We start from the raw sequence: 19,354 nt of genomic DNA, 5'->3' as shown, positions 1-19,354 counted from the left end.
CTCCGCCATTCCAGGGCTCTCCGTTGCACTGACGATCACGCTCGCAATGGCATACTCGACAGCTGACGAAAACCGGGCTCGACAGTCTGCGCATCAGTCAGCGGAACAGATACTTCGATACCTCCGGATTGCCACGGCGCCACATCACATTGTCCAGAAAATAATGGTGCACATTGATGAAGATGAGCACGATGAAGAAGAACAGCGATGACCCCAGCACTTGCCTGTCATAGGGAATCAAAGCCGTCAGCGCGGATGGGATCAGCCAGAAGCCGAGATAGCCAAGGGCCGTGCCGCCGACGATGAAGCCGAGGAGCCGAAACCTGTAGAGGGGGCCAAGAAAGGACAGGATTTTCGGCTGCGGATCGCCTTCGGCATCGGAACTGTCTCGCTCGACGTTCGTCTGGTAGCGCCAGACCACGGCGAGATACTGCAGCGAGTGGAGCGCGGGCACGATCAGCAGCCAAAGCGGGTTTACGCGCGCAATCAAGATCCAGAGATAGAGCGACGCCACATAGGCCACCAAACCGTTATAGGGCAGGCCGCCGCCGTTCTTCCGCCAACGATTGACCAGCATCAAGAGCGTGGCCGTCGTCGACGCAACGGCCGCCAGCATGGCGATGTTGGTGACCCAGGAAGGGGCCGCGAATGTGTAATAGTCCAGGCCATAATATTTGCCCTGGGTGACCGCCGTATTCGTCTGCAGCCATGCCAGAATCCACACGGCATAGGAGTTGACCAGCAGCACCTTCTTGTCGCGGTCGTCGAAGAATTTGCGCTTCAGCACCGCATCCACCATCAGCATGCCGTAGCCCTGCTTGACGTAGTGCCAACCGACAAAAAAGAACATGGCGTTGGTGGCATAGCCGAGCAGGCGCGTGTTCGCCGCCGCGGCCCCATAGGCAAAGAACCCGGCCATGACCAGGGGCACGACAATGCCCGCGAAGATGTAGCGGAGCTGCAAGCTCCTGTCGTAGCCGTCGCCCGTCACCTTGCGCCCGAAAGTGCGGTAGAAGAGCTGGTAGGAGTGGGCGAAGTGGGGATAGTTCACGAGATAGGCCACGAAGACCATCGTTGCGGCCACCGGACCTTCATATTCGAGCGGAACGAGAAACAGCACCGGCAGGATGAGAAAGGCGCTGCCGCCCAGCATGAGGAAATCGGCGACCGGGCCGAAGAGGTACTTTTGAGGCGCCGCCGCCTTAGGAGCGACAGCATCCGCCGAAAGCTGAAGTGTCATGTCAGAACCCTCCCCTGGGAAAGGCTGAGTTTAGCCATCGACTGGGATGGGGACAAGGTTGGAGCTGCCGCTCCGCGCCCGAACACTGGGCCATCCTGCTGTTTCGCCAATGGTCTCGATCCGCCATGGCTTGAACCCGTGAACCTCTCGATAAAAAAGGTGGGGGCCCTCCGCTGTTAAAAAAGCGCACCGCCCCAATTTACGACTAACATGTTAGTGTGCTAGCACAGCATCCATACCCGCTTCGGAGACCTTCCGGTGACATCACGCTTTGGCCTTTCGGCCGCTCTCGCCACGCCTTTCGATGCCCGCGGGCAGATCGCCACCGCCCCCATGATCGCTCAGGCCGAAAGTTGCCTGGCGCAGGGTTGCGGCAGCGTGACGCTTTTCGGCACCACAGGGGAAGGCGCATCGGTGGGCACGACGGAGCGGCGGTCGGTGACCGAAGCCATGCTGGCTGCTGGAATCCTGCCGCATCAACTCGTTGCCGGCGTGCTGGTCGACGCCGCCGAAGACGCCGCCGAACAGGCACAGCATGCCTTGCAGCGCGGCGCCCGAAACATTCTGCTGGCCCCGCCAAGCTACTTCAAGAATGTCGGCGACGACGGCCTTTTCGGCTGGTTTTCCGCCGTCTTTGCCGCGCTCGACCCCCTCGCCCGTGACGTGCTGCTCTACAACATCCCTTCGGTTACCATGGTGCAGCTTTCGCTTGGCCTGATCGGCCGGTTGCGCACTGCTTTTCCCGACGTGGTCGCCGGAGTGAAGGATTCCGGTGGAAATTGGAGCTACAGCGAGGCGCTGCTTGCCGCCCATGGCGATCTGGTGATCCTGATCGGCGATGAAGGCATCTGGCGCGTGCGGTGCGAATGGGTGCTCAAGGCGCAATCTCGGGCATGGCCAATTTCGTCCCGGGCGAAATCCGCGCCATGGCCGAGGACGGGCGCGACGATCCTCGCGTCGAGAGTTTTGTGCTCGAATTGCTCAAACATCCGGTCACCCCGGCGGTAAAGGTGATGGTGGCGCGCAAGACCGGCGACGAGCGCTGGCTGGCGGTCCGTCCGCCGCTGGAGCCGATCGCGTTGCAAGGGCAGCAGCAGCTTGCCGCAGCCTATGACAGCTTGTTTGCCAGGGAACCGGCCTGACCGGCAAAGAGAAGCGCGCCGATATGGAAGACGGCAACGAACCGACCACCCTCAGGGAGAAGGCCTATGCCAGCTTCACGCGGCATTTGCTGGCGCGCGACTTCAAGCCAGGCCAGTTCGTGTCGCAGCGTGAGCTGGTTGCCTTCACCGGACTGCCGCTCGGCGCCATTCGCGAGATCGTGCCGCGTCTCGAGGCGGAAGGACTGCTGACGACCATTCCGCAGCGCGGCATGCAGATCGCCCATATAGACATCAGGCTGATCCGCGAGGCCTTTCAGTTCCGCCTGTTCATGGAGCGTGAAGCGGTGGCGCTGTTTACGGTCAGCGCCTCCGACGCCGAGCTTGCCCGCTTGCGGCGCGAGCATGAGGACATGCTTGCCCGGGCGCTGGAGCAGACCCCGACGCCGGAGATGGAGGCCAAGGCGCAGACCATCGACTGGGCCATGCACGACACGTTCATCGATGCGCTGGGCAACGAGATCATCGCCAAGGCCTATCTGGTCAATTCGGTGAAGATCCGCCTGATCCACCAGGAACGGTTCCGTATCGACGGGCGCGTCGTGCCGGTCATGCGCGAGCACCTGGCGGTGATCGATGCGATGCAGAGCCGCGACCCTGGCAAGGCGGTCGAGGCCATTAGCCAGCATATCGATAAGGCGCGCCGGCTGGCGCTGCAAATCTGAGGAAGCATGAGCCGCGCCGCGGTCGCTGCGGCGCAATCGACAACGACAACAACCGGGAGGAAGAAAATGTCGTCCAATCTGTTCAACCCAACCAGGAGGCAACTCCTCCAGGGAACCGCCGCCCTTGCCGCCGCCGGCTTTGCCGGTGTTCGCCCAAGCTTTGCCGCCGGTGTCGACTGGAAGCGCTTTGCGGGAACGACGCTTGACGTCAATCTGGTGAAAAGCCCGCGCAGCGACACGCTGATAAAATACATCGCCGAGTTCGAGGAACTGACCGGGATCAAGGTCAATGCCGAAGCGACGCCGGAACAGCAGCAGCGCCAGAAGACGGTGATCGAACTCAGCTCCGGCAAGCCGAGCTTCGATGTCGTGCATCTGAGCTACCACGTGCAGAAGCGGCAGTTCGAAAAGGGCGGCTGGCTGGCCGACATATCATGCTATCTCGCTGACTCGACCCTGACCGATCCTGCGCTGGTGGAAACCGATTTCGCCGATGCCGGCATGCTGTTTGCCAAGGACGGCCAGGGCGTGCTGCGCTCGCTACCGTTCTCAGTCGACTACTGGATCGTCTACTGGAACAAGGAATTGTTCGAGGCCAAGGGCCTCAAATACCCTGAAACCTTCGAGCAATTGGTGGTGGCCGCCGAAGCGCTGACCGACCCGTCGACCAACACCTATGGATTTGTCGCCCGCGGCCTCAAGAACGCCAACACGCCGGTGTGGACGTCGCTTATGCTAGGCTACGACATGACGCCGCTCGACGACAAGGGCAAGCTGCGCACGACCTCGCCCGAGGCGGTCGAGGCGGCCAGCCTCTACCAGCGGCTGATGACCAAGTCGGCGCCTCCAGGCGTCACCGGATTCAACTGGGCCGAAGCCCAGTCCGCCTTCCTGCAAGGCAAGATCGGGATGTGGTTCGATGGCGTCGGCTTTGCCCCGCCAATGGAAAATCCGGAAAAGTCACGAGTGGTCGGCAAGGTTGGCTACGGCGTCATGCCCAAAGGGCCCAAGGCGCATGCCGCCGGCACCTTTGGCGACGGCCTCGGCGTGACGGCCACCAGCGAGAAGAAGGAGGCCGCCTACCTCTTCTGCCAGTGGGCGATTTCGCCCGCCATGGGCGCGCGCCTGCTGCAGGCGGGTGCCGGCGTGCCGTTCCGCAAGTCGGTGCTGGAAGATCCCAAGGTGCGCGAAGGCGTCACCATGCCGGCGAGTTGGCTCGATGCCGTGGTCGGCTCGGGCAATGTCAGCCGGCTGTCGCTGCCGGTCATCATTCCGGTCACCGAGTTCCGCGACATCTATGGCGTGGCGCTGACCAATCTGATCGCCGGCGCCGATCCGGCGGAGGAACTGAAGAAGGCCACCGAGCAGTTCCAGCCGGTGCTCGACCGGAGCGAGCAAGGCTGATGTCCGCCATCACCCCAGAACGCACCGGGGTGACGACGCAAGCCATCGAAGGGAGCCAGACCATCCGGCTGGCTCCCAACTACTGGCCTTTCGTCGTCCCGGCGCTCGTCGTCGTCGGCGCCGTGATCGTCTTTCCTTGGGCCTTCACACTGTGGATGAGCGTCAACCGCTGGACCCTCGGCCAGGCGCGAAGCTTTGCCGGGATGGAAAACTACCTGCGGCTGGCAGTCGACCAACGCTTCTGGGAATCGCTTTTCCATACGCTGACCTACACGGCGCTTTCGGTCGCGGCGCCGATGTTCCTCGGCACTCTTGCCGCGCTGATCTTCGACGCCAAATTTCCGCTGCGCGGGCTGTTGCGTGGCGTCTTCGTCATGCCGATGATGGCGACCCCGGTCGCCGTGGCGCTGGTCTGGACGATGATGTTCCATCCCCAGCTCGGCGTGCTCAACTATCTGTTGTCGCTGGTCGGCATTCCGGCGCAGGAATGGATCTTTAACGCCAGGACAGTCATCCCGTCGCTGGTTGCGGTCGAGACCTGGCAGTGGACGCCGCTGGTGATGCTGATCGTGCTGGGCGGCTTGGCCTCCGTGCCGCGCGAGCCCTTCGAGAGCGCCGAGATCGACGGCGCCAACGCCTGGCAGCAATTCCGCTATCTCACCTTGCCGATGATCGCGCCGTTCCTGATGATCGCGATGATCATCCGCACCATCGATGCGTTGAAGAGTTTTGACATCATCTACGCCATGACCCAGGGCGGACCGGGCACGGCCTCGGAAACCATCAACATCTATCTCTACAACACCGCCTTCTCCTACTACGACATCGGCTATGGCTCGGCCATGGCCGTGGTGTTCTTCATCGTCATCGTCGCGCTGTCCTTCATCCTGCTGATGCTGCGCCAGCGCTCCCATTGGATCGGGGTGGAGGGCAAATAGATGAGTTCACGGCTGCTCAACCGAATCGGGCTGTTCTTCGCGGCTCTGGTCTTCGTCTCGCCGGCGATCCTGTTCTTCCTCTGGATGATCTCGCTGTCGCTGAAATTCGAGATCGACAACGGTGCATACCCGCCGATCCTGATCCCGGAACATCTCGCCTGGTCGAACTATGTGAAGGTATTCGAGGAGAACAATTTCCTGCTCTATTTCTGGAATTCGGTTCTGGTGACGGGCACGGCAACGTTGCTGGCGCTGCTGATCGGCGTGCCGGCGGGCTATGGCATCGCGCGACTCAAGGCCGAGCGCTCGGCGGTGGTCATCATGATCGCCCGCATGACGCCGGGGCTTTCCTATCTCATTCCGCTGTTCCTGCTGTTCCAGTGGGTCGGCATTCTCGGCACGCTGTGGCCGCAGATCATCATCCATCTGGTGGTGACGGTGCCGATCGTGGTCTGGGTGATGATCGGCTATTTCGAGACCACGCCGATGGAGCTGGAAAAAGCGGCCAACATCGATGGCGCCAGTTCCTGGCAGGTGTTCCGGCTGGTCGCCTTGCCCATCGCCAAGCCGGGCATTGTCGTCGCCTTCATCCTGTCGATCATCTTCTCATGGAACAATTTCGTCTTCGGCATTGTGCTCGCCAGCCGCGAGACCCGCACGCTGCCGGTCGCCGTCTACAACATGCTTTCGTACGAGCAGGTGAGCTGGGGTCCGCTCGCCGCCGCAGCACTTGTGGTCACGCTGCCGGTGCTGGTGCTGACCCTGTTCGCGCAAAGGCAGATCGTCGCAGCGCTGACCGCAGGCGCCGTCAAGGGCGGCTGAGGCACGGCCCGACATCACTCATTTCCGGGAGAAATCCAATGGCATCGGTAACAATCAACAACGTCCAGAAGGCTTTCGGAGCCGCCAAGATCATCCACGATGTCAGCGTCGACATCTCCGATGGCGAATTCGTCATCCTGGTCGGGCCGTCGGGCTGCGGAAAGTCGACGCTGCTGCGCATGATTGCCGGACTGGAAACGATCTCGGGCGGCAGGATCGCCATTGGCGATCGCGTCGTCAACAATCTCAGGGCGCGCGACCGAAACATCGCCATGGTGTTCCAGAACTACGCGCTCTATCCGCATATGACGGTGGCCGACAACATGGGCTTTGCCCTGAAGATCAAGAAAGCCGATCCGGCCGACACCGCCGGTCGCGTCGGCAGGGCCGCCAGCATTCTCGGCCTGGACAAGCTGCTCGACCGCTATCCGCGTCAGCTTTCCGGCGGCCAGCGCCAGCGCGTCGCCATGGGCCGCGCCATCGTGCGCGACCCGCAGGTGTTCCTGTTCGACGAGCCGCTGTCCAATCTCGACGCCAAATTGCGAGTGCAGATGCGCGGCGAGATCAAGGCGCTGCACCAGCGGCTGGGAACCACCACCATCTACGTCACCCACGACCAGATCGAGGCCATGACCATGGCCGACAAGATCGTCGTGCTGCATGACGGCCTTGTCGAGCAGATCGGCGCGCCGCTCGATCTCTACGATCGCCCGGCCAACCTCTTCGTTGCCGGCTTCATCGGCTCGCCGGCGATGAATTTCATTCGCGGCCATGTCGAGGAAGGCGTTTTCCGCAGCGCCGGTGGACTGATCTTGCCGCTGCCGGAAGGCATCGACCTGACCGATATTCCCGGCGGCGACCTCATCTACGGCATCCGGCCTGAACACATCCGAGCGACGACCGCCAAAGGAATCCCCGGCACGATCGTGCTTCTGGAAGCAACGGGTTCGGAAATCTTTGCCAGGGTCGACTGCGCCGGAGAAGAAATCTCCTGCCTTTTCCGCGAGCGGCTGGCACTGAAACAGGGCGAGCAGATGCGCATCGAGATCGACCGCGCCTGTGCTCATCTGTTCGACGTCAAGACCGGGCGGCGATTGTAGGCGGCGACGGGGGCTGCTGACAGGGAGCAACTTTCGCACGAAATATTTCTGGTGAGCGCGTCGGGGTTCGAACCCGAGACCTACTGATTAAAAGTTCATTTCCTACCGTTTTATCAAGCCATTGCTTTCGTTCGACTATTGCCGTGTCCGCACATAAGCTGTTGATTCATAAGGGACACTCTTTGACAAATCAGGACACTGTGAGACAATATCCGCACATGCCGAGCCGTCGAGTGGACGGACACAGTGCGGACACAGGAGCCCTGACGTGAAACTCTCTGACGCCATCATCAAAGCCCTTCCGGCGCCTGCCGGCGGGAACAAGATCACCTATGACGATGAGGTGAAGGGCTTTGGCATCCGCGTCACCAAGGCCGGCGCCCGGGCGTTCATCCTGAACTATCGCACTCGCTCCGGCCTGGAGCGTCGGTACACGATCGGCTCTTTCCCTGATTGGAAAAGCGGTCCTGCCCGCGAGGAAGCAAAGAACCTTAAGAAGCAGATCGACGTGGGCGCCGACCCCATGGGCCAGGTCGCTGCCGCCCGCGACGCAAAGACCGTTGGCGATCTCTGCGACCGCTTCGAAAAGGAACACCTCACCAAGAAGAGGGACTCGACCGCCCGCGACTACAAGGCGCTGATCAAGAACCACATCTTGCCGGCGCTGAAAAACAAGAAGGTGGCCGAGGTCGAGTTCACCGACATCGACGGCCTGCACCGCAAGATCTCGAAGACCGCGCCCTATCTGGCAAACAGGACCGTGGCCGTTCTCTCGAAGATGTTCGGGCTCGCTATCAAATGGCGGTGGCGCGCCGACAACCCGGCCAAGGGGATCGAGCGCAACGATGAGCAGAAGCGCCATCGCTACCTGTCCCCGGCCGAACTGGCGAAGCTTACTGAGGCGTTGACCGCGCTGGAGGATCAGCAGGCCGCCAACATCTTCCGCCTTCTGCTGCTCACTGGCGCGCGTCGTGGTGAGGTTCAAGCGGCGAAGTGGGACCAGTTCGATCTCACCGCTGGCGTCTGGACGAAGCCGGGTTCGACCACGAAGCAGAAGACCATGCACCGCGTCCCGCTGTCCGCCCCTGCCCGCCTGCTACTCACCCAGCTTCGCGAGAAAGCCAAGGAGGATGCCGTTTACGTGTTCCCCGGGCGTGGCGCCGATCATCGCGTCGAGATCAAGGCGGAGTGGAAAGAGGTCTGCATTGCCGCCGGCATCGTCACTGCCGAAACCGTAGGTGAAAAGATTGTGGTTGCGCCATCAGCCCGCATTCACGATCTCCGCCACACCTATGCCTCTGTGCTGGCCAGCGCTGGCCTGTCCCTGCCAATCATCGGCGCCTTACTCGGGCACTCGCAGCCGGCCACCACGGCACGCTACAGCCATTTGATGGACGATCCCCTGCGGGCGGCCACGGAACGCGCTGGCTCGATCGTCATGGCCACTGGAACCGGCGCAGAAGTCGTGAACATGAAGGGCGGCGCACAATGAAGCCGCCCTTTCCGAGTGGAAGCTTTTCGGCGGCTGATATTTACGCAAGGTGGCGCGAGCATGTCCGAAATATCACCGTGGAGCCCGACGCTCCGATCGATCAGCAACGAGCAATGTTCATCCGCGATCCATCCATAGCGAAGATCCACGGTTCCAGTTCGCCCTCCGAACCGACGGACGACGACAAACGCCTCAACCAAATTTTAGGCATGCTAGTTGGTAGCGCGGACGATGGATCCTCGCTCATATTCATGGCGAAATTTCTTGAAATCGTGGACCATTTCGTTGAGGGCTCCGCTCGTCCGGATTTCCGGGTGGCGCAGATGGCGACGGCCCTCGACAATATTTCAGAAGGAGCAAGTCTGCTCGCACCATTGATCCGAACCGTAGTTGAGCAGCTTGACGCAATTGGAAAAAAATCAGGCGAGCCGCTTGATGAATTTGTCGTGCTGGCCCTCCAGAGCGAGATCGAGGAGTTGCTGCACCGGATTTCCCTATCCGCCGGTGCTGCGAGAGGCGCAGTGGTCAAGACATACGGCACCGGCGATCCAGACCTACCCGACAAGGGCTCTGGAGGCGGGCGCGGGCTTCATGCGATGCTTTACGGCTCCCCAAAGCAGAAGTTCATCCGGCATCTGGCCTTCCTCTGGCACGTCGAGGCGGGCAAGCCGATCACGAGCACGGACACAGGTCCGTTCTCCGCATTTGTACGGCTTGCCTATACACTCGCCACCGGTGAGGACGCTGAGAAGGCGGCCCTAAAGGATGACATTGGATTGGCCGTCAACGCCATTAAGCTCAGGGAACGAATTACGGACAGAGCTTCCGAGCATTTGCGCAGATCGCTGGAACTCGGCGCCGCCGGCAATCTCGCCAAGGCCGACTTCATGGCCAAACGTGCAGATCGGTTGCAGAACCGCCTCGCAATCCCGCGATTTGAGCGGAGGAAGAAAATCCGACCAACCGGCAAGAATTAGGACGGGTTGTTCGGACGACCCAATGCGTGTCCGTCCGTAGGTTGTCGCTGTCAACTCAACGAAAGGAGTGTCAGCGAATGAGCCTACTTGATGACTATCTCGACCGCCCTGCCCTGGCCGCACAGCTACATGTCAGCGAGCGTACCCTGATCCGGTGGCAACGTTTGCCGGACGGCCTTCCATATGTCGAACTCGGTGGCCGCATTCTCTACCGCGTCCCTTCGGTGAAGGCGTGGATTGAAGCGCTGGAGCGCAAGCCGAACCCTCGCCGGAGGGCGGCATGATGCAGAACGATCTCGAACCCGACATGACGGTCCAGCAGGCCGCCGAATTCCTGGCCGGCCCGTATGAACGCCAAGGCGGTCGCGCTGCTGTTCCAGAACTCCGGTCCCGCTTCGGTCTTTCGGCCGCAGACGCCATCGAGGCGATCAGGATCGCCCAGGCCATTCGACTGGCGAGGGCAGGCTGATGGACCAGAAATGCGAAAAGCCGGCCGCGCTGGACACGCGAACCGGCTCCGAAATGTCAACAAGCTTCCCGGCAAGTGACGGTTCGGACCATAGCAAACCGGCACGTAAAAGCAACGGCAAAGGCAGCCCACAAGCCCGGTGGAAGGAAGCCAACCCGCAAAAGGTCTGGGCGCACCAGTGCCTCCGATCGGCATTGAAGCGCGGGCTCGTCATCCAGATGCCGTGCGAGCAGTGCGGCGACTTGGTGGCCGAGGCGCACCACGATGACTACGACAAGCCGATGGATGTGCGCTGGCTATGCCGGCTTCATCATCGCCATGAACATGGCCGTCTTCGTCGGCAGAGCGGCGGCACCGAATGAGCCGCGACTTCGCCCCCGTCTCACCCGCCATCTGGGGTTCCAAGGCCTTCCTGTCGCTTAGCAGCGATGGGCGCGTCTTGATGCTCTACCTGATCTGCGGTCCCCACCAGAACAGCGCCGGCTGCTGCCGAATCCGAGAAGGCTATGCCCTGGCCGATCTCAATTGGCAGGCCGAACAATACCGGCGCGCGCTGGCCGATGTCGTGCAGGCTGATCTCGTCATGCACGATCCGGCCACCGCCGAAACCTACGTCAAGAAGTGGTTCCAGCACAAAGGCAACATCCCGACGAACAAGGATCACGCCAAGGGGACAATGAAGATCATCGACCACATCGACAGCGACGATATCAGGGAAGCTGCCGAGGCCGATTTGATGGCGACAGAATGGGCTAAGCGGACCTTCGCCACCGACCAGCCCGCGAACGTCGTCAGCGTCAATCCTGGCGAAAGGCTCCTGCAAACCAGAGTTATGCGAGGTGGATCATGACACCCCTGCACACAGCCCTGTCACCAGCCCTGTACACACACAGAGACAGAGACAGAGACAGAAACCGAGACATAGACCTGAGACATAGACCTGAATCTAAACAGAACAAAAAACAGAATTTAAACCCGTCCGCTTTGGAAAGAAGGAAGATTCAGAAATTTTCAGGCCAAGAACTTTCCATAGAAAGCGGCTTACATGCCCAACGTTTGAGTGCTTCCTACGGGTCGAGCCGCCTCGGCGAACAACTCGGCCGCTGCCTGGACCTTGTCGGCAGCCTCTTCCACCCTATCGAAGCGCATCAGCACACGACACTCGAGCATCGACAACCGTGCCGCATGGTAAAGCTCGCTGCGCTTGCGACCGTCCGAATCCAAAGGTTGGAACAGCATCGACATGCCAACAAACGGCGGCCGGCGATGTTTGTTCCCACCGTCCCCAGCCTCGCAAGATTCGTGGAGACGGCATGAGCGACCTTGCCAGCATCATTGTTCGGCTCACGGCGATCGCCCAGGACGTTGACCGCGCCTTGGCGGATGTTCGAGGCCTGCAAGGAGAGGATGTTCCTTTGCCAGCGCCTCCTCAACCCGCCGCTCCGATCATCGTCGAACCAGAGAGGCGGGTCGACTTAATAGGCATCGAGTGGGTCGACATCGGAGTGGCCGCAACCCGTTTTCAACGGTCCAAAGATTCGATTTGGCGCTGGTGTGATCGCGATCGCACTTTCGGCTGGAAGTACGGTGGTCGCTGGCTCGTCTCAATCACGAAAGTGCGGGCAAAGCTCAACATTGGGTAGGATGTCAGCTTTGGCGGTTTTGTCGGTTTTCAATGGCTTCGTCTGTCGGTTTTGGTTTGCGATCTTCCCTGCATCAGTCAGCCATGAAGGTTCGAACCAATGAACATGCAGACCATCATCAAGCAGCTTCGCGGTCAGCCAAATTCTGTCGACCAGCTTCGACAAGCGCTTGACGGCATCGACATAGACGGGCTCGAAAAGACCGCTGAACAGTTAGAAGCTGACCGCCGGCGCGTCCTGCTCGACGGAACCGACAAGGATGTCGAGGCGATCGAGGCCAAGATTGCCTCGGCGAACCGCGACATCGAGCGCGCCTATGCTGCGAAGGTCGAACTGACCAAACGCATGGAAGAGGCCGCTGCCAACGCGAGCGAGACGGAACGTGCAGACGCTTACAGGATCGCCAAGGCCAAGGCCGACGCCGCAGCCAAGATGCTGAGGAAGGAATACCCCGAACTCGGGCGCCGCTTTGCCGATCTCCTTCGCCTTGTCGCTGAGGCTGACATGACGGTCCACGCCGCGAATGAACACCTGCCCGCCGATGCCGCTCCACTCACTCCTCCAGAGCCTATGGCGCGCTGCCTGCCTGAGCTTCCGGAGCAGATCCTTGAGGAGAACGAGGTAGAGCTATGGTGCCACGCCAACGGTAGCGGCAGCAACTCAATCCTAAGCGATGACATGCAGCAAAAGCTCGCAGGCTGCCGCGCAGACGACAACGGTATCGTCCAAGTCCCGATGCATGGCTATGCCGCCGTGAAGCGCCGGTTCATCCGCAGAACCACTCTGCCTCGCGTCAACGCCTCAAGGCCGCAGCCCCTCTCTGAGATTGCATTGCCGGGGCTTATGGACGGAGATCCCCCGTTCTGGTCCCCCAAGGGATACGCGATGGAGTCCCGTTTCATCCTCTCTCGCTTGGCCGAGATCGCCAGCATGAAGGCCGGCAACCCGCAACAGCGGGAGCCAAAGACCGAATATCTCCCCTTCTGAATTTATGATCATGGAGATGATCCTTCGCCTTGACGACAAAGAGACCGGACGGTTTCGGCTGCCCGGCCTCAACCTATTGCCTGCCCCTTCCTGTCAGTCTGGGTATGGCAAAGAGCCGGGCAGTTTCACAGCGGTTACTGTCCGGCTCGGCAGTTCAACGAAAGGCGCGGCCATGTCCTCAGAGAGCATGGTCTTGCGTCGCGGGTCGGGCGGTATGCCGACTGCTCGGCCCGCACCGATGCCCAGCAAGTCAACGGGTCCCAGTGGGCGGCTGACGTATGAGGGAATGGCGACAGCCCAAACTGTCCCTAGCCACAGCCTTCCAAAACATGGGCATGGTCACCATGCAAATTTGCTGGCCCCTTATGGCGCAAGGTCTGGAATCATCTTCCCGCGCAATTCTGACCTGTTGAAAATAATCTGATGTCAGCAGCTCTCCTCACAATGTCGGCATATGCCGCCACCATCGGCGTCAACCCGTCAACCATCAGCCGGGCTGTGGTGCGCGGTTCATTGCCTGTGGTCGTTCTGGCTGATGGCCGGCGTATGATCGACCGGCAGGCTGCCGACGCGGCGCGGCGCCAGAATTCCAACATCAAGAACGGCCATGGCGGCCGACCAGATCGGGCTGAACGTCGGCGCTCAACTTGGACGGCAAAATCCACCGATGGATACGACCCGGCCGTGAAAGCGTGCCTGGCGGTCATGACAGCCGAATGGCCGTCTTTGATCCGAGAGGCGATGAAAATCTTGGGAGCCTCAGAACGCGACCAGGCTAGGGCCGTGATAGCGGTGGAGGATCTTACCGCGACGCTGGCCTGCGCGGTGCATCAAGATATCAACCGCTCACGCACTCATGATTTTCGTTTGCCGTTGCCGGCTCGGCCTGTCCTGGACTGGTCCGACGACGTGAAAGAATTCGTCGACAAAACCGGCAATGACGGGTCAGGCGGTCAATGGACATCGGACGACATCGAAGGCCTGCCCGGCGGCGCCGATTGGGCGGAACGCTCAATGTCGGCGTGCTGGGGAGCCAAGCCTTAAAACCAACCCGCAGCGTCGTGACGACACCGCGTCCCATTCGAAGGAGAAACACCCAATGACCATCCCAAGCCACTTTCCCGACCACTGGAAAACCGCGCTCGCCACGGGTGCCGCCACCGGCTTTCGCACCGCCGGCGATATGGTGAGCTTTTTCTACAAGGCACGCTTCGTCACCGCCCTCTTTTCCCAGGAAGAGAAGCACTATCTCGACCTGGCAGACCGTCATCCAGAGCAATACGCCGCTGCCCTGGCTCAGGCTCGGGCCGAAGATCGGGCCAAGTTCGAAACGTCCGAAGCCATGAAGCGGGCGCCCTTCGATGCTGCCGAACCGGGCAAACCAGCCACGACCATTTCGAAGGCGTGGGATAAGGCCATCGCAAAAACGAACGAGGGCTTCAACGACCTGGCTGCAGGCATCTACGCTCGCCGCAACAAATAGCTACATCAATTCGGCCCGCCGTGATGGCGCGCCTGTCCCTAGAAGGAAGCCAGCATGGCCTCAACAATCAAACAGCGTATCGCCCTCGACGGCGGCAAGGAACTCAAGCGCGAGTTGGCGGAATTTGGCGCAGCCGGCCGCAAGGCGTTCAAGGACTTGCAGACAGCTGCCGCCCAGACCAAGGGGCTCAGTCCCGGTTTCTTCAGCTCCCTGAAGCAGGCCGAAGTCCAGATCAAATCGCTGGCCAAATCCTTTCAGGACGCTGGCAAACAAATCCAGAGCGTTGGCCGGGGGTTTTCGACCGCATTGACGCTGCCGATCGTCGGCGCTGGTGTCGGCATCCTGAAACAGGCCGCCGATTTCCAGACGGCGATGAACAGCTTCGTTGCCAACACCGGAGCGGCAGGCGACGCATTCGACCAGGCCAAGGCCAAGGCGATTGAACTCGGCAACGCGTCCGTCTTCTCGGCGACCGAATCGGCCAACGCGATGACGGAACTGGCGAAGATCGGCCTCGACTATTCCCAGATTATGGGCGGCGCGGCACAGGCGACGCTTGACCTCGCCGCCGCGAATGGCGGGCAACTGGTGCCAGCGGCCGGCATCGCTGGCGATTTGATCAAGCAGTTCAACCTACAGGTCAAACAGCTTCCCGGCGTTGTCGACAACGTCACCGGCACGCTGATCAAATCAAAGCTCGGCTTTGATGACTACAGGCTGGCGATCGGCCAGACCGGCGGCGTGGCGTCGGCGCTAGGTGTTTCGCTGGAGGATATGAACACCGCATTAGCTGGAACGTCTAACCTGTTCTTCAGCGGCTCTGATGCCGGAACCTCGTTCAAGACCTTCCTGCAAAGACTGGTGCCGCAATCCAAGGAAGCGGCCGGCGTCTTCAAGGAATTGAATTTGCGGTTCTTCGACTCTGCGGGGAAGATGCGGTCGATGGCCGAGATCGCCCAGGAGCTTCAGACAAAGCTCGGCAAGCTCTCGCAGGAAGACCTCAACGACAAGGGCTCGACCATCTTCGGCACGGACGCGCTGCGCACCGCGATCGCGCTGATGAAGCTCGGTTCCAAGGGCTTCAAGGAGCTTGCCGCAAGTATCAATGGTGTCGGCGCGAACAAGCTGGCCGAAGTCCGCGTCCAGGGTTTGACCGGCGAAGTGAACAAGTTCAACAGCGCGGTGGAAACCCTGTCGATTGCCATAGGCGATTCCGGATTGCTCGAATCCGTCACCAAGATGGTCGTCAAACTCACCGACTTCACCACGTCGCTTTCGAAGCTCAATCCGGAGACGCTGAAGCTCGGCACGGAGATCGGCGCGGTGGCGGCGGCCATTGGCCCGGCGCTGATTGCACTTGGCTTGCTCGGGCGGGGCTTAGGGTTTGTGTTCGGCGGCGTGGCCAACCTGATCAGGATTGCCCTCGCACTGAAAAATGCTTTCCTGTTCTTGACGCCATGGGGCCGCGCTATCGTCATCGTCGCCGCCGCATTCGAGGGGCTGCGCCTGGCACTCGGTCTGGTGCGCAACAAGCAGTTCGACGCTGCAACCGCAACGGCAGCCCACCAGAAAGCCCTGGCCGACCTGAATGCCGCAGTTGCCGCGGTCAAGAACGGCGTTCCGGGTGCGGAGGGCGCGCTGAAGCGTCTCGGCCAAGCTCATATCGACGCCGCCAAGGCGGCAATTGCGGACGCCAAGGCGCAGCTCGCGCATCAGCAGGCGGTGTTCGATGCGACCAAGCTCTCTGCTGATCAGAGCGCGCTTGGCCCGATGGAAAAGCGCCTCGGCGTCGACATAGATCCGGCGATGGACGCGCTTGTCAGGGCGAATATCCGACTTGCGCAGACTGAGCGCCAACTCGAAGACATCCAGAACACGATTGCCGGCAAGGTCGTCGGCAACATCATCGATCTTCGTGAGAACGCTGACGGCGCAGCAAAAGGTGTTGCTGCTGTCGGTGCTGCTTCCGCTACGACCGCCGGCCAGGTGGAAAACCTCGGCCACCAGATCACGGTTATTCGCGGCGGTGGTGGGGAACTGACGAAGCAAGTTTTCAATGTCGTCGACGGTGTGGCCCGCGCGGCCGATGATGGCAAGCAGGCTCTCGACGGCTTGAAGAGCAGCGTTGACGGCACCAGCGGCGCCGTGGATGGCGTCAGCAACGAAATCACCCATTCCATCAGCACCATTGCTCCTGCCGCACAGGAGGCCGCTAGCGGCTTCAATAGCTCGCTCGGCAATCTCGACTCCGGTGCAGCCCAAGCCGCCGCAGAAGCCATCGTGGCGCCATTTGAGACCCTTCCGGGCAAGCTCTCGGCAATCCTGTCTGGAATGCGTGCCTTGCTTCAAAGCGGCTTCTCCGGTCTCGCCGGCATCGTCAACACCCTGGCGGCACAGGTCGAGGCGGCAATCGCCCGCATCCTGGCCTCGCTCAGGGCAGCGGCGGCTGCCGCACAGTCTCTCCGCGCGGCTGCCGGCTCCAGTTCATCTTCCGATAGCGGCGGCTCCCATGGCGGCTTCGCTGCAGGCGGGTATCTCGCCAACGGGCCTGGCACGCCGACCAGCGACAGCATTCCGATATGGGCCAGCGTCAAGGAATTCATCATGCAAGCCAAGGCCACGGCCTATTATGGCCCTGGCTTCATGCACGCGCTCAATCAGATGGCAATTCCGCGCGATTTCTTCAAAGCGGTGCGCGGATTCAATATGGGCGGCGTTGTCGACGGCTTCAGTCGGTCACTCGCGATGCCTCGAATGGCTACCGGCGGCATGGTTCCGATTCCGGCCGGCGGCGCATCGTCAGGCAGCAGCAGAGGCAAGACATCGATCAATCTCAATTTCCCCGGTTTCGGGAGCTTCGAGGTAATGGCTGACGATGCCGTTGCTGCCGGCCTGACCCGCGTTGCGATCAAAGCCGGATTGCTGAGCACAGGACGAAAGCCGGGGCGCGGCAAATGACCGACAAGCTCGCATGGTGGCGCCCGCCGCCGGAACACGAAGGCCGGGCCGAACAGAATCGCCTCAAATTCAAGGCGCAGTTCGGCAGCTTCGAAGCCGTCGAATTCGATTCCTACTGGCTCGGCACGTCGATGGACGGGAAGCACCTCGCTTTCCAATTCCAGCGGCCGGACGGCTCAACGCACAAGTTCGCGCTGTCCGATCAGATGGTGGAGCAGTTCTTTGCCGAGCTTGCCGGCTGCATCGAAGAGATGGGGCAGCGCCAGCTTGCAGCTAAGGAACTGGACGGCAACGCATGACCGCCGATCACCTCGCATTCACTGCCGCAAGCACCGCCATCCTCGTGTTGGCCTGGTGGCCTTTTTAGGAGAACCCGATGTTTGTTCACATGCTCACCGATGGCGGTCCCGGCGCTGCCGGTTTCCCAGTGACAGCCGCGACGGCAGTCAGTGTCTACACCGGTGGGACGACGACAAAAACGGTTGATCTCCCGGCCGGCATTCAATCCGGAGATTTGCTGCTCGTTTGCTTCAGATGCCACAATTCGAATAACGCGCTGACGACACCGTCCGGGTGGACGTTGCTTGACAGCCGGTCGTCTGCCGGTGCCGGTGCCATCTACTATCGTGTGGCCGATGGGTCCGAAGGATCTACGCTAAGCGTCGTATCGAGCACAACTGGAGACAGCGCTCATGTCGCGTTTCGTATTACCGGTTACAGGGGCATTCCGGAGGGGCTTTTCGTTGCCGCAAGTTCAAAGGACCCGCCCGCCGTCGCGCCATCGTGGGGGTCGGCACAGACACTTTTCATTGCAGGAATCTCATCATCTGGTCAGAACGCCGACACCCAAGTGATCAGAGCTCCGGCCAACGACGGCGATTTGCAGCAAATCGGCAGCGGCGGTAGCACCAGCAGCGTAAGCATGGCGACGGTGCGCAGAAAACTCGCCGCTGCAAAAAGCGATCCGAAAGCGTTCATCTGCAAGGCTACCAATGGCATGGCTTTCACCATTGCTATCAGGCCGGCTTGAGATCTTACCCGGCCAGCGCCATTCCAATGCCAACGCCTAGGCCGATTGCGAGGCCCAGGAACAGCTTGCCGGAAAGATCGAGGGCGAAGGCGCGGACAGGGCGCCACACGTCCTGGCGGGGCGCTCTGAGGCCGGCGGAAAGGTCATCGAAGATCGTTTCCATGGTTCGATTCTAGATCGAGACCCGGAGTCTGTGAATCCCCGATTTGGTGAGCTCAACACATGCCCTCGCAAGGGATGCCATCCTTGTCGCGATCGAGCTTACCGCCCCAAGAGCAGTTGGCCAGATACCAGTTCGCTTCCTCGCACGAACTGATTTGCGGGCATGTCCGACGCGGCTGGCAGGAATAGCTCTGCGCCACCTGGTTATTGATGATCCCGAGAGGCTGGCTGATCGCTGGTGCCTTGTCAGCATGCCCAGCACGCCAATCCCAAGGCGCCCGAAACTTTCCGACCCATAGCCCGATCTTAGCTGCCTCGGCCTTCGCCTGCTGCTGTGCATAGGCTCCGCGGCTGTAGCGGGGCCAATCCAGCGCGTGGCCGTGCTCGACCATCCATGATGCCACGCTGGTGCCGTCTGCACGCCTGCAATCGCCTACGAAGCGGCCATAGCGGTCCCAGGAAACAAAGGAGCACTGCACGGGCTTGGAGGTCGCAAGGAAAATGTCCAGCGCTTCAGCTGCCCGGCGGCCGCAAGGATATTCGAACCCTTTGGCGTCATCGCAATATTGCTTGCTCTCGGGAGCGTCGATGCCATTGAAGCGAATGCGCTGCCCGTGGATCTCGATCGTGTCGCCATCGATGACTGATGCAACGCCGGCGATCGGCGCCGGCTTCGAGCCGAACCAGTTGAATGCGTTGATCTGCGGTAAGCTTTCGCTGCGCTGGATTGCGGTCTGCGCGACCAGAGCGCCAGCGGCAACCACAGTCACCAAGATCAGGCGCCGTGGCACACTCGCCCATCGGCGCGCACGGCTATGCTTGGC

Annotated in this window: 22 protein-coding genes and 1 pseudogene; 19 read left to right on the top strand and 4 right to left on the bottom strand. The window is 61.0% G+C overall.

All coding sequences use genetic code 11. The features are described from left to right. Positions 1–97 precede the first annotated feature (97 nt). Positions 98–1,240 carry a hypothetical protein gene (locus NKJ78_RS03665; RefSeq protein WP_352459351.1) on the bottom strand — a complete coding sequence of 381 codons (1,143 nt, stop codon included), beginning with the start codon at positions 1,238–1,240 and terminating at the stop codon, positions 98–100. A 258-nt stretch (positions 1,241–1,498) separates the two neighbouring features. Between NKJ78_RS03665 and NKJ78_RS03660 the strand changes: the two are divergent. The 12 genes and pseudogenes from NKJ78_RS03660 (at position 1,499) to NKJ78_RS03605 (ending at position 11,117) form a co-directional block, all read left to right on the top strand. Continuing rightward, a pseudogene (locus tag NKJ78_RS03660) lies at positions 1,499–2,382 on the top strand (dihydrodipicolinate synthase family protein). 23 nt (positions 2,383–2,405) lie between these two features. Continuing rightward, positions 2,406–3,065, top strand: a complete 660-nt coding sequence (locus NKJ78_RS03655; protein ID WP_352459352.1) for a GntR family transcriptional regulator — start codon at positions 2,406–2,408, stop codon at positions 3,063–3,065. A 66-nt stretch (positions 3,066–3,131) separates the two neighbouring features. Next, the gene (locus NKJ78_RS03650) at positions 3,132–4,469 is read left to right on the top strand and encodes an ABC transporter substrate-binding protein (protein WP_352459353.1); all 1,338 of its coding nucleotides are present in this window, start codon (positions 3,132–3,134) and stop codon (positions 4,467–4,469) included. Next, positions 4,469–5,407: a carbohydrate ABC transporter permease gene (locus NKJ78_RS03645; RefSeq protein WP_023742463.1), complete on the top strand. Its 939-nt coding sequence runs from the start codon at positions 4,469–4,471 to the stop codon at positions 5,405–5,407. The genes NKJ78_RS03650 and NKJ78_RS03645 overlap by 1 nt, the downstream gene beginning before the upstream one ends. Next, positions 5,408–6,229: a carbohydrate ABC transporter permease gene (locus tag NKJ78_RS03640; protein ID WP_352562364.1), complete on the top strand. Its 822-nt coding sequence runs from the start codon at positions 5,408–5,410 to the stop codon at positions 6,227–6,229. Between the two features lie 38 nt (positions 6,230–6,267). Then, a complete protein-coding gene (locus tag NKJ78_RS03635) occupies positions 6,268–7,329 on the top strand; it encodes an ABC transporter ATP-binding protein (RefSeq protein ID WP_352459356.1) in 1,062 nt (353 codons plus the stop codon). A gap of 268 nt (positions 7,330–7,597) precedes the next feature. Continuing rightward, positions 7,598–8,821 (top strand): tyrosine-type recombinase/integrase, encoded by a 1,224-nt coding sequence (locus NKJ78_RS03630; protein ID WP_352562363.1) that lies wholly within the window; start codon positions 7,598–7,600, stop codon positions 8,819–8,821. Continuing rightward, positions 8,818–9,798 (top strand): hypothetical protein, encoded by a 981-nt coding sequence (locus NKJ78_RS03625; RefSeq protein WP_352562362.1) that lies wholly within the window; start codon positions 8,818–8,820, stop codon positions 9,796–9,798. Before NKJ78_RS03630 ends, NKJ78_RS03625 begins: the two co-directional genes overlap by 4 nt. Before the next feature lie 77 nt (positions 9,799–9,875). Then, complete coding sequence (locus tag NKJ78_RS03620; RefSeq protein WP_156933961.1) at positions 9,876–10,082, top strand: DNA-binding protein; 207 nt, start codon at positions 9,876–9,878, stop codon at positions 10,080–10,082. Continuing rightward, positions 10,079–10,267, top strand: a complete 189-nt coding sequence (locus NKJ78_RS03615) for a hypothetical protein (RefSeq protein ID WP_352562361.1) — start codon at positions 10,079–10,081, stop codon at positions 10,265–10,267. Before NKJ78_RS03620 ends, NKJ78_RS03615 begins: the two co-directional genes overlap by 4 nt. Positions 10,268–10,320: 53 nt before the next feature. Then, positions 10,321–10,629: a hypothetical protein gene (locus NKJ78_RS03610; RefSeq protein ID WP_352562360.1), complete on the top strand. Its 309-nt coding sequence runs from the start codon at positions 10,321–10,323 to the stop codon at positions 10,627–10,629. Between the two features lie 80 nt (positions 10,630–10,709). After that, on the top strand, positions 10,710–11,117 hold the full coding sequence (locus tag NKJ78_RS03605; protein ID WP_352562359.1) for a hypothetical protein: 408 nt from the start codon (positions 10,710–10,712) through the stop codon (positions 11,115–11,117). A gap of 191 nt (positions 11,118–11,308) precedes the next feature. On the opposite strand, the gene NKJ78_RS03600 is transcribed toward NKJ78_RS03605, so the two are convergent. Beyond that, positions 11,309–11,512: a hypothetical protein gene (locus tag NKJ78_RS03600; RefSeq protein WP_352562358.1), complete on the bottom strand. Its 204-nt coding sequence runs from the start codon at positions 11,510–11,512 to the stop codon at positions 11,309–11,311. 68 nt (positions 11,513–11,580) lie between these two features. On the opposite strand from NKJ78_RS03600, the gene NKJ78_RS03595 reads away from it, so the two are divergent. The 7 genes from NKJ78_RS03595 (at position 11,581) to NKJ78_RS03565 (ending at position 18,368) form a co-directional block, all read left to right on the top strand. Continuing rightward, positions 11,581–11,910, top strand: a complete 330-nt coding sequence (locus tag NKJ78_RS03595) for a hypothetical protein (RefSeq protein WP_352562357.1) — start codon at positions 11,581–11,583, stop codon at positions 11,908–11,910. Between the two features lie 99 nt (positions 11,911–12,009). Next, positions 12,010–12,897, top strand: a complete 888-nt coding sequence (locus tag NKJ78_RS03590; protein ID WP_352562356.1) for a hypothetical protein — start codon at positions 12,010–12,012, stop codon at positions 12,895–12,897. A 444-nt stretch (positions 12,898–13,341) separates the two neighbouring features. Beyond that, complete coding sequence (locus NKJ78_RS03585; protein WP_352562355.1) at positions 13,342–13,941, top strand: hypothetical protein; 600 nt, start codon at positions 13,342–13,344, stop codon at positions 13,939–13,941. A gap of 55 nt (positions 13,942–13,996) precedes the next feature. Next, entirely contained in the window at positions 13,997–14,380 is a 384-nt protein-coding gene (locus NKJ78_RS03580) for a hypothetical protein (protein WP_352562354.1), read from the top strand. Between the two features lie 54 nt (positions 14,381–14,434). Next, positions 14,435–17,338, top strand: a complete 2,904-nt coding sequence (locus tag NKJ78_RS03575) for a phage tail tape measure protein (protein ID WP_352562353.1) — start codon at positions 14,435–14,437, stop codon at positions 17,336–17,338. Continuing rightward, the gene (locus NKJ78_RS03570) at positions 17,335–17,637 is read left to right on the top strand and encodes a hypothetical protein (protein ID WP_352562352.1); all 303 of its coding nucleotides are present in this window, start codon (positions 17,335–17,337) and stop codon (positions 17,635–17,637) included. Before NKJ78_RS03575 ends, NKJ78_RS03570 begins: the two co-directional genes overlap by 4 nt. Positions 17,638–17,714: 77 nt before the next feature. Continuing rightward, positions 17,715–18,368, top strand: a complete 654-nt coding sequence (locus NKJ78_RS03565) for a hypothetical protein (protein ID WP_352562351.1) — start codon at positions 17,715–17,717, stop codon at positions 18,366–18,368. Between the two features lie 4 nt (positions 18,369–18,372). Here NKJ78_RS03565 and NKJ78_RS03560 read toward each other — a convergent pair whose 3' ends face one another. After that, the gene (locus NKJ78_RS03560; protein ID WP_352562350.1) at positions 18,373–18,531 is read right to left on the bottom strand and encodes a hypothetical protein; all 159 of its coding nucleotides are present in this window, start codon (positions 18,529–18,531) and stop codon (positions 18,373–18,375) included. Between the two features lie 52 nt (positions 18,532–18,583). Beyond that, positions 18,584–19,300, bottom strand: coding sequence for a thermonuclease family protein (locus NKJ78_RS03555; protein ID WP_352562375.1), 717 nt, complete (start codon positions 19,298–19,300; stop codon positions 18,584–18,586). Between the last annotated feature and the right edge of the window lie 54 nt (positions 19,301–19,354).

This window comes from Mesorhizobium sp. M0037, assembly GCF_040323635.1.
GTDB lineage: Bacteria > Pseudomonadota > Alphaproteobacteria > Rhizobiales > Rhizobiaceae > Mesorhizobium.
Note: the sequence above shows the minus strand (reverse complement) of the source record. Positions and strands in the feature narration are given on the sequence as shown.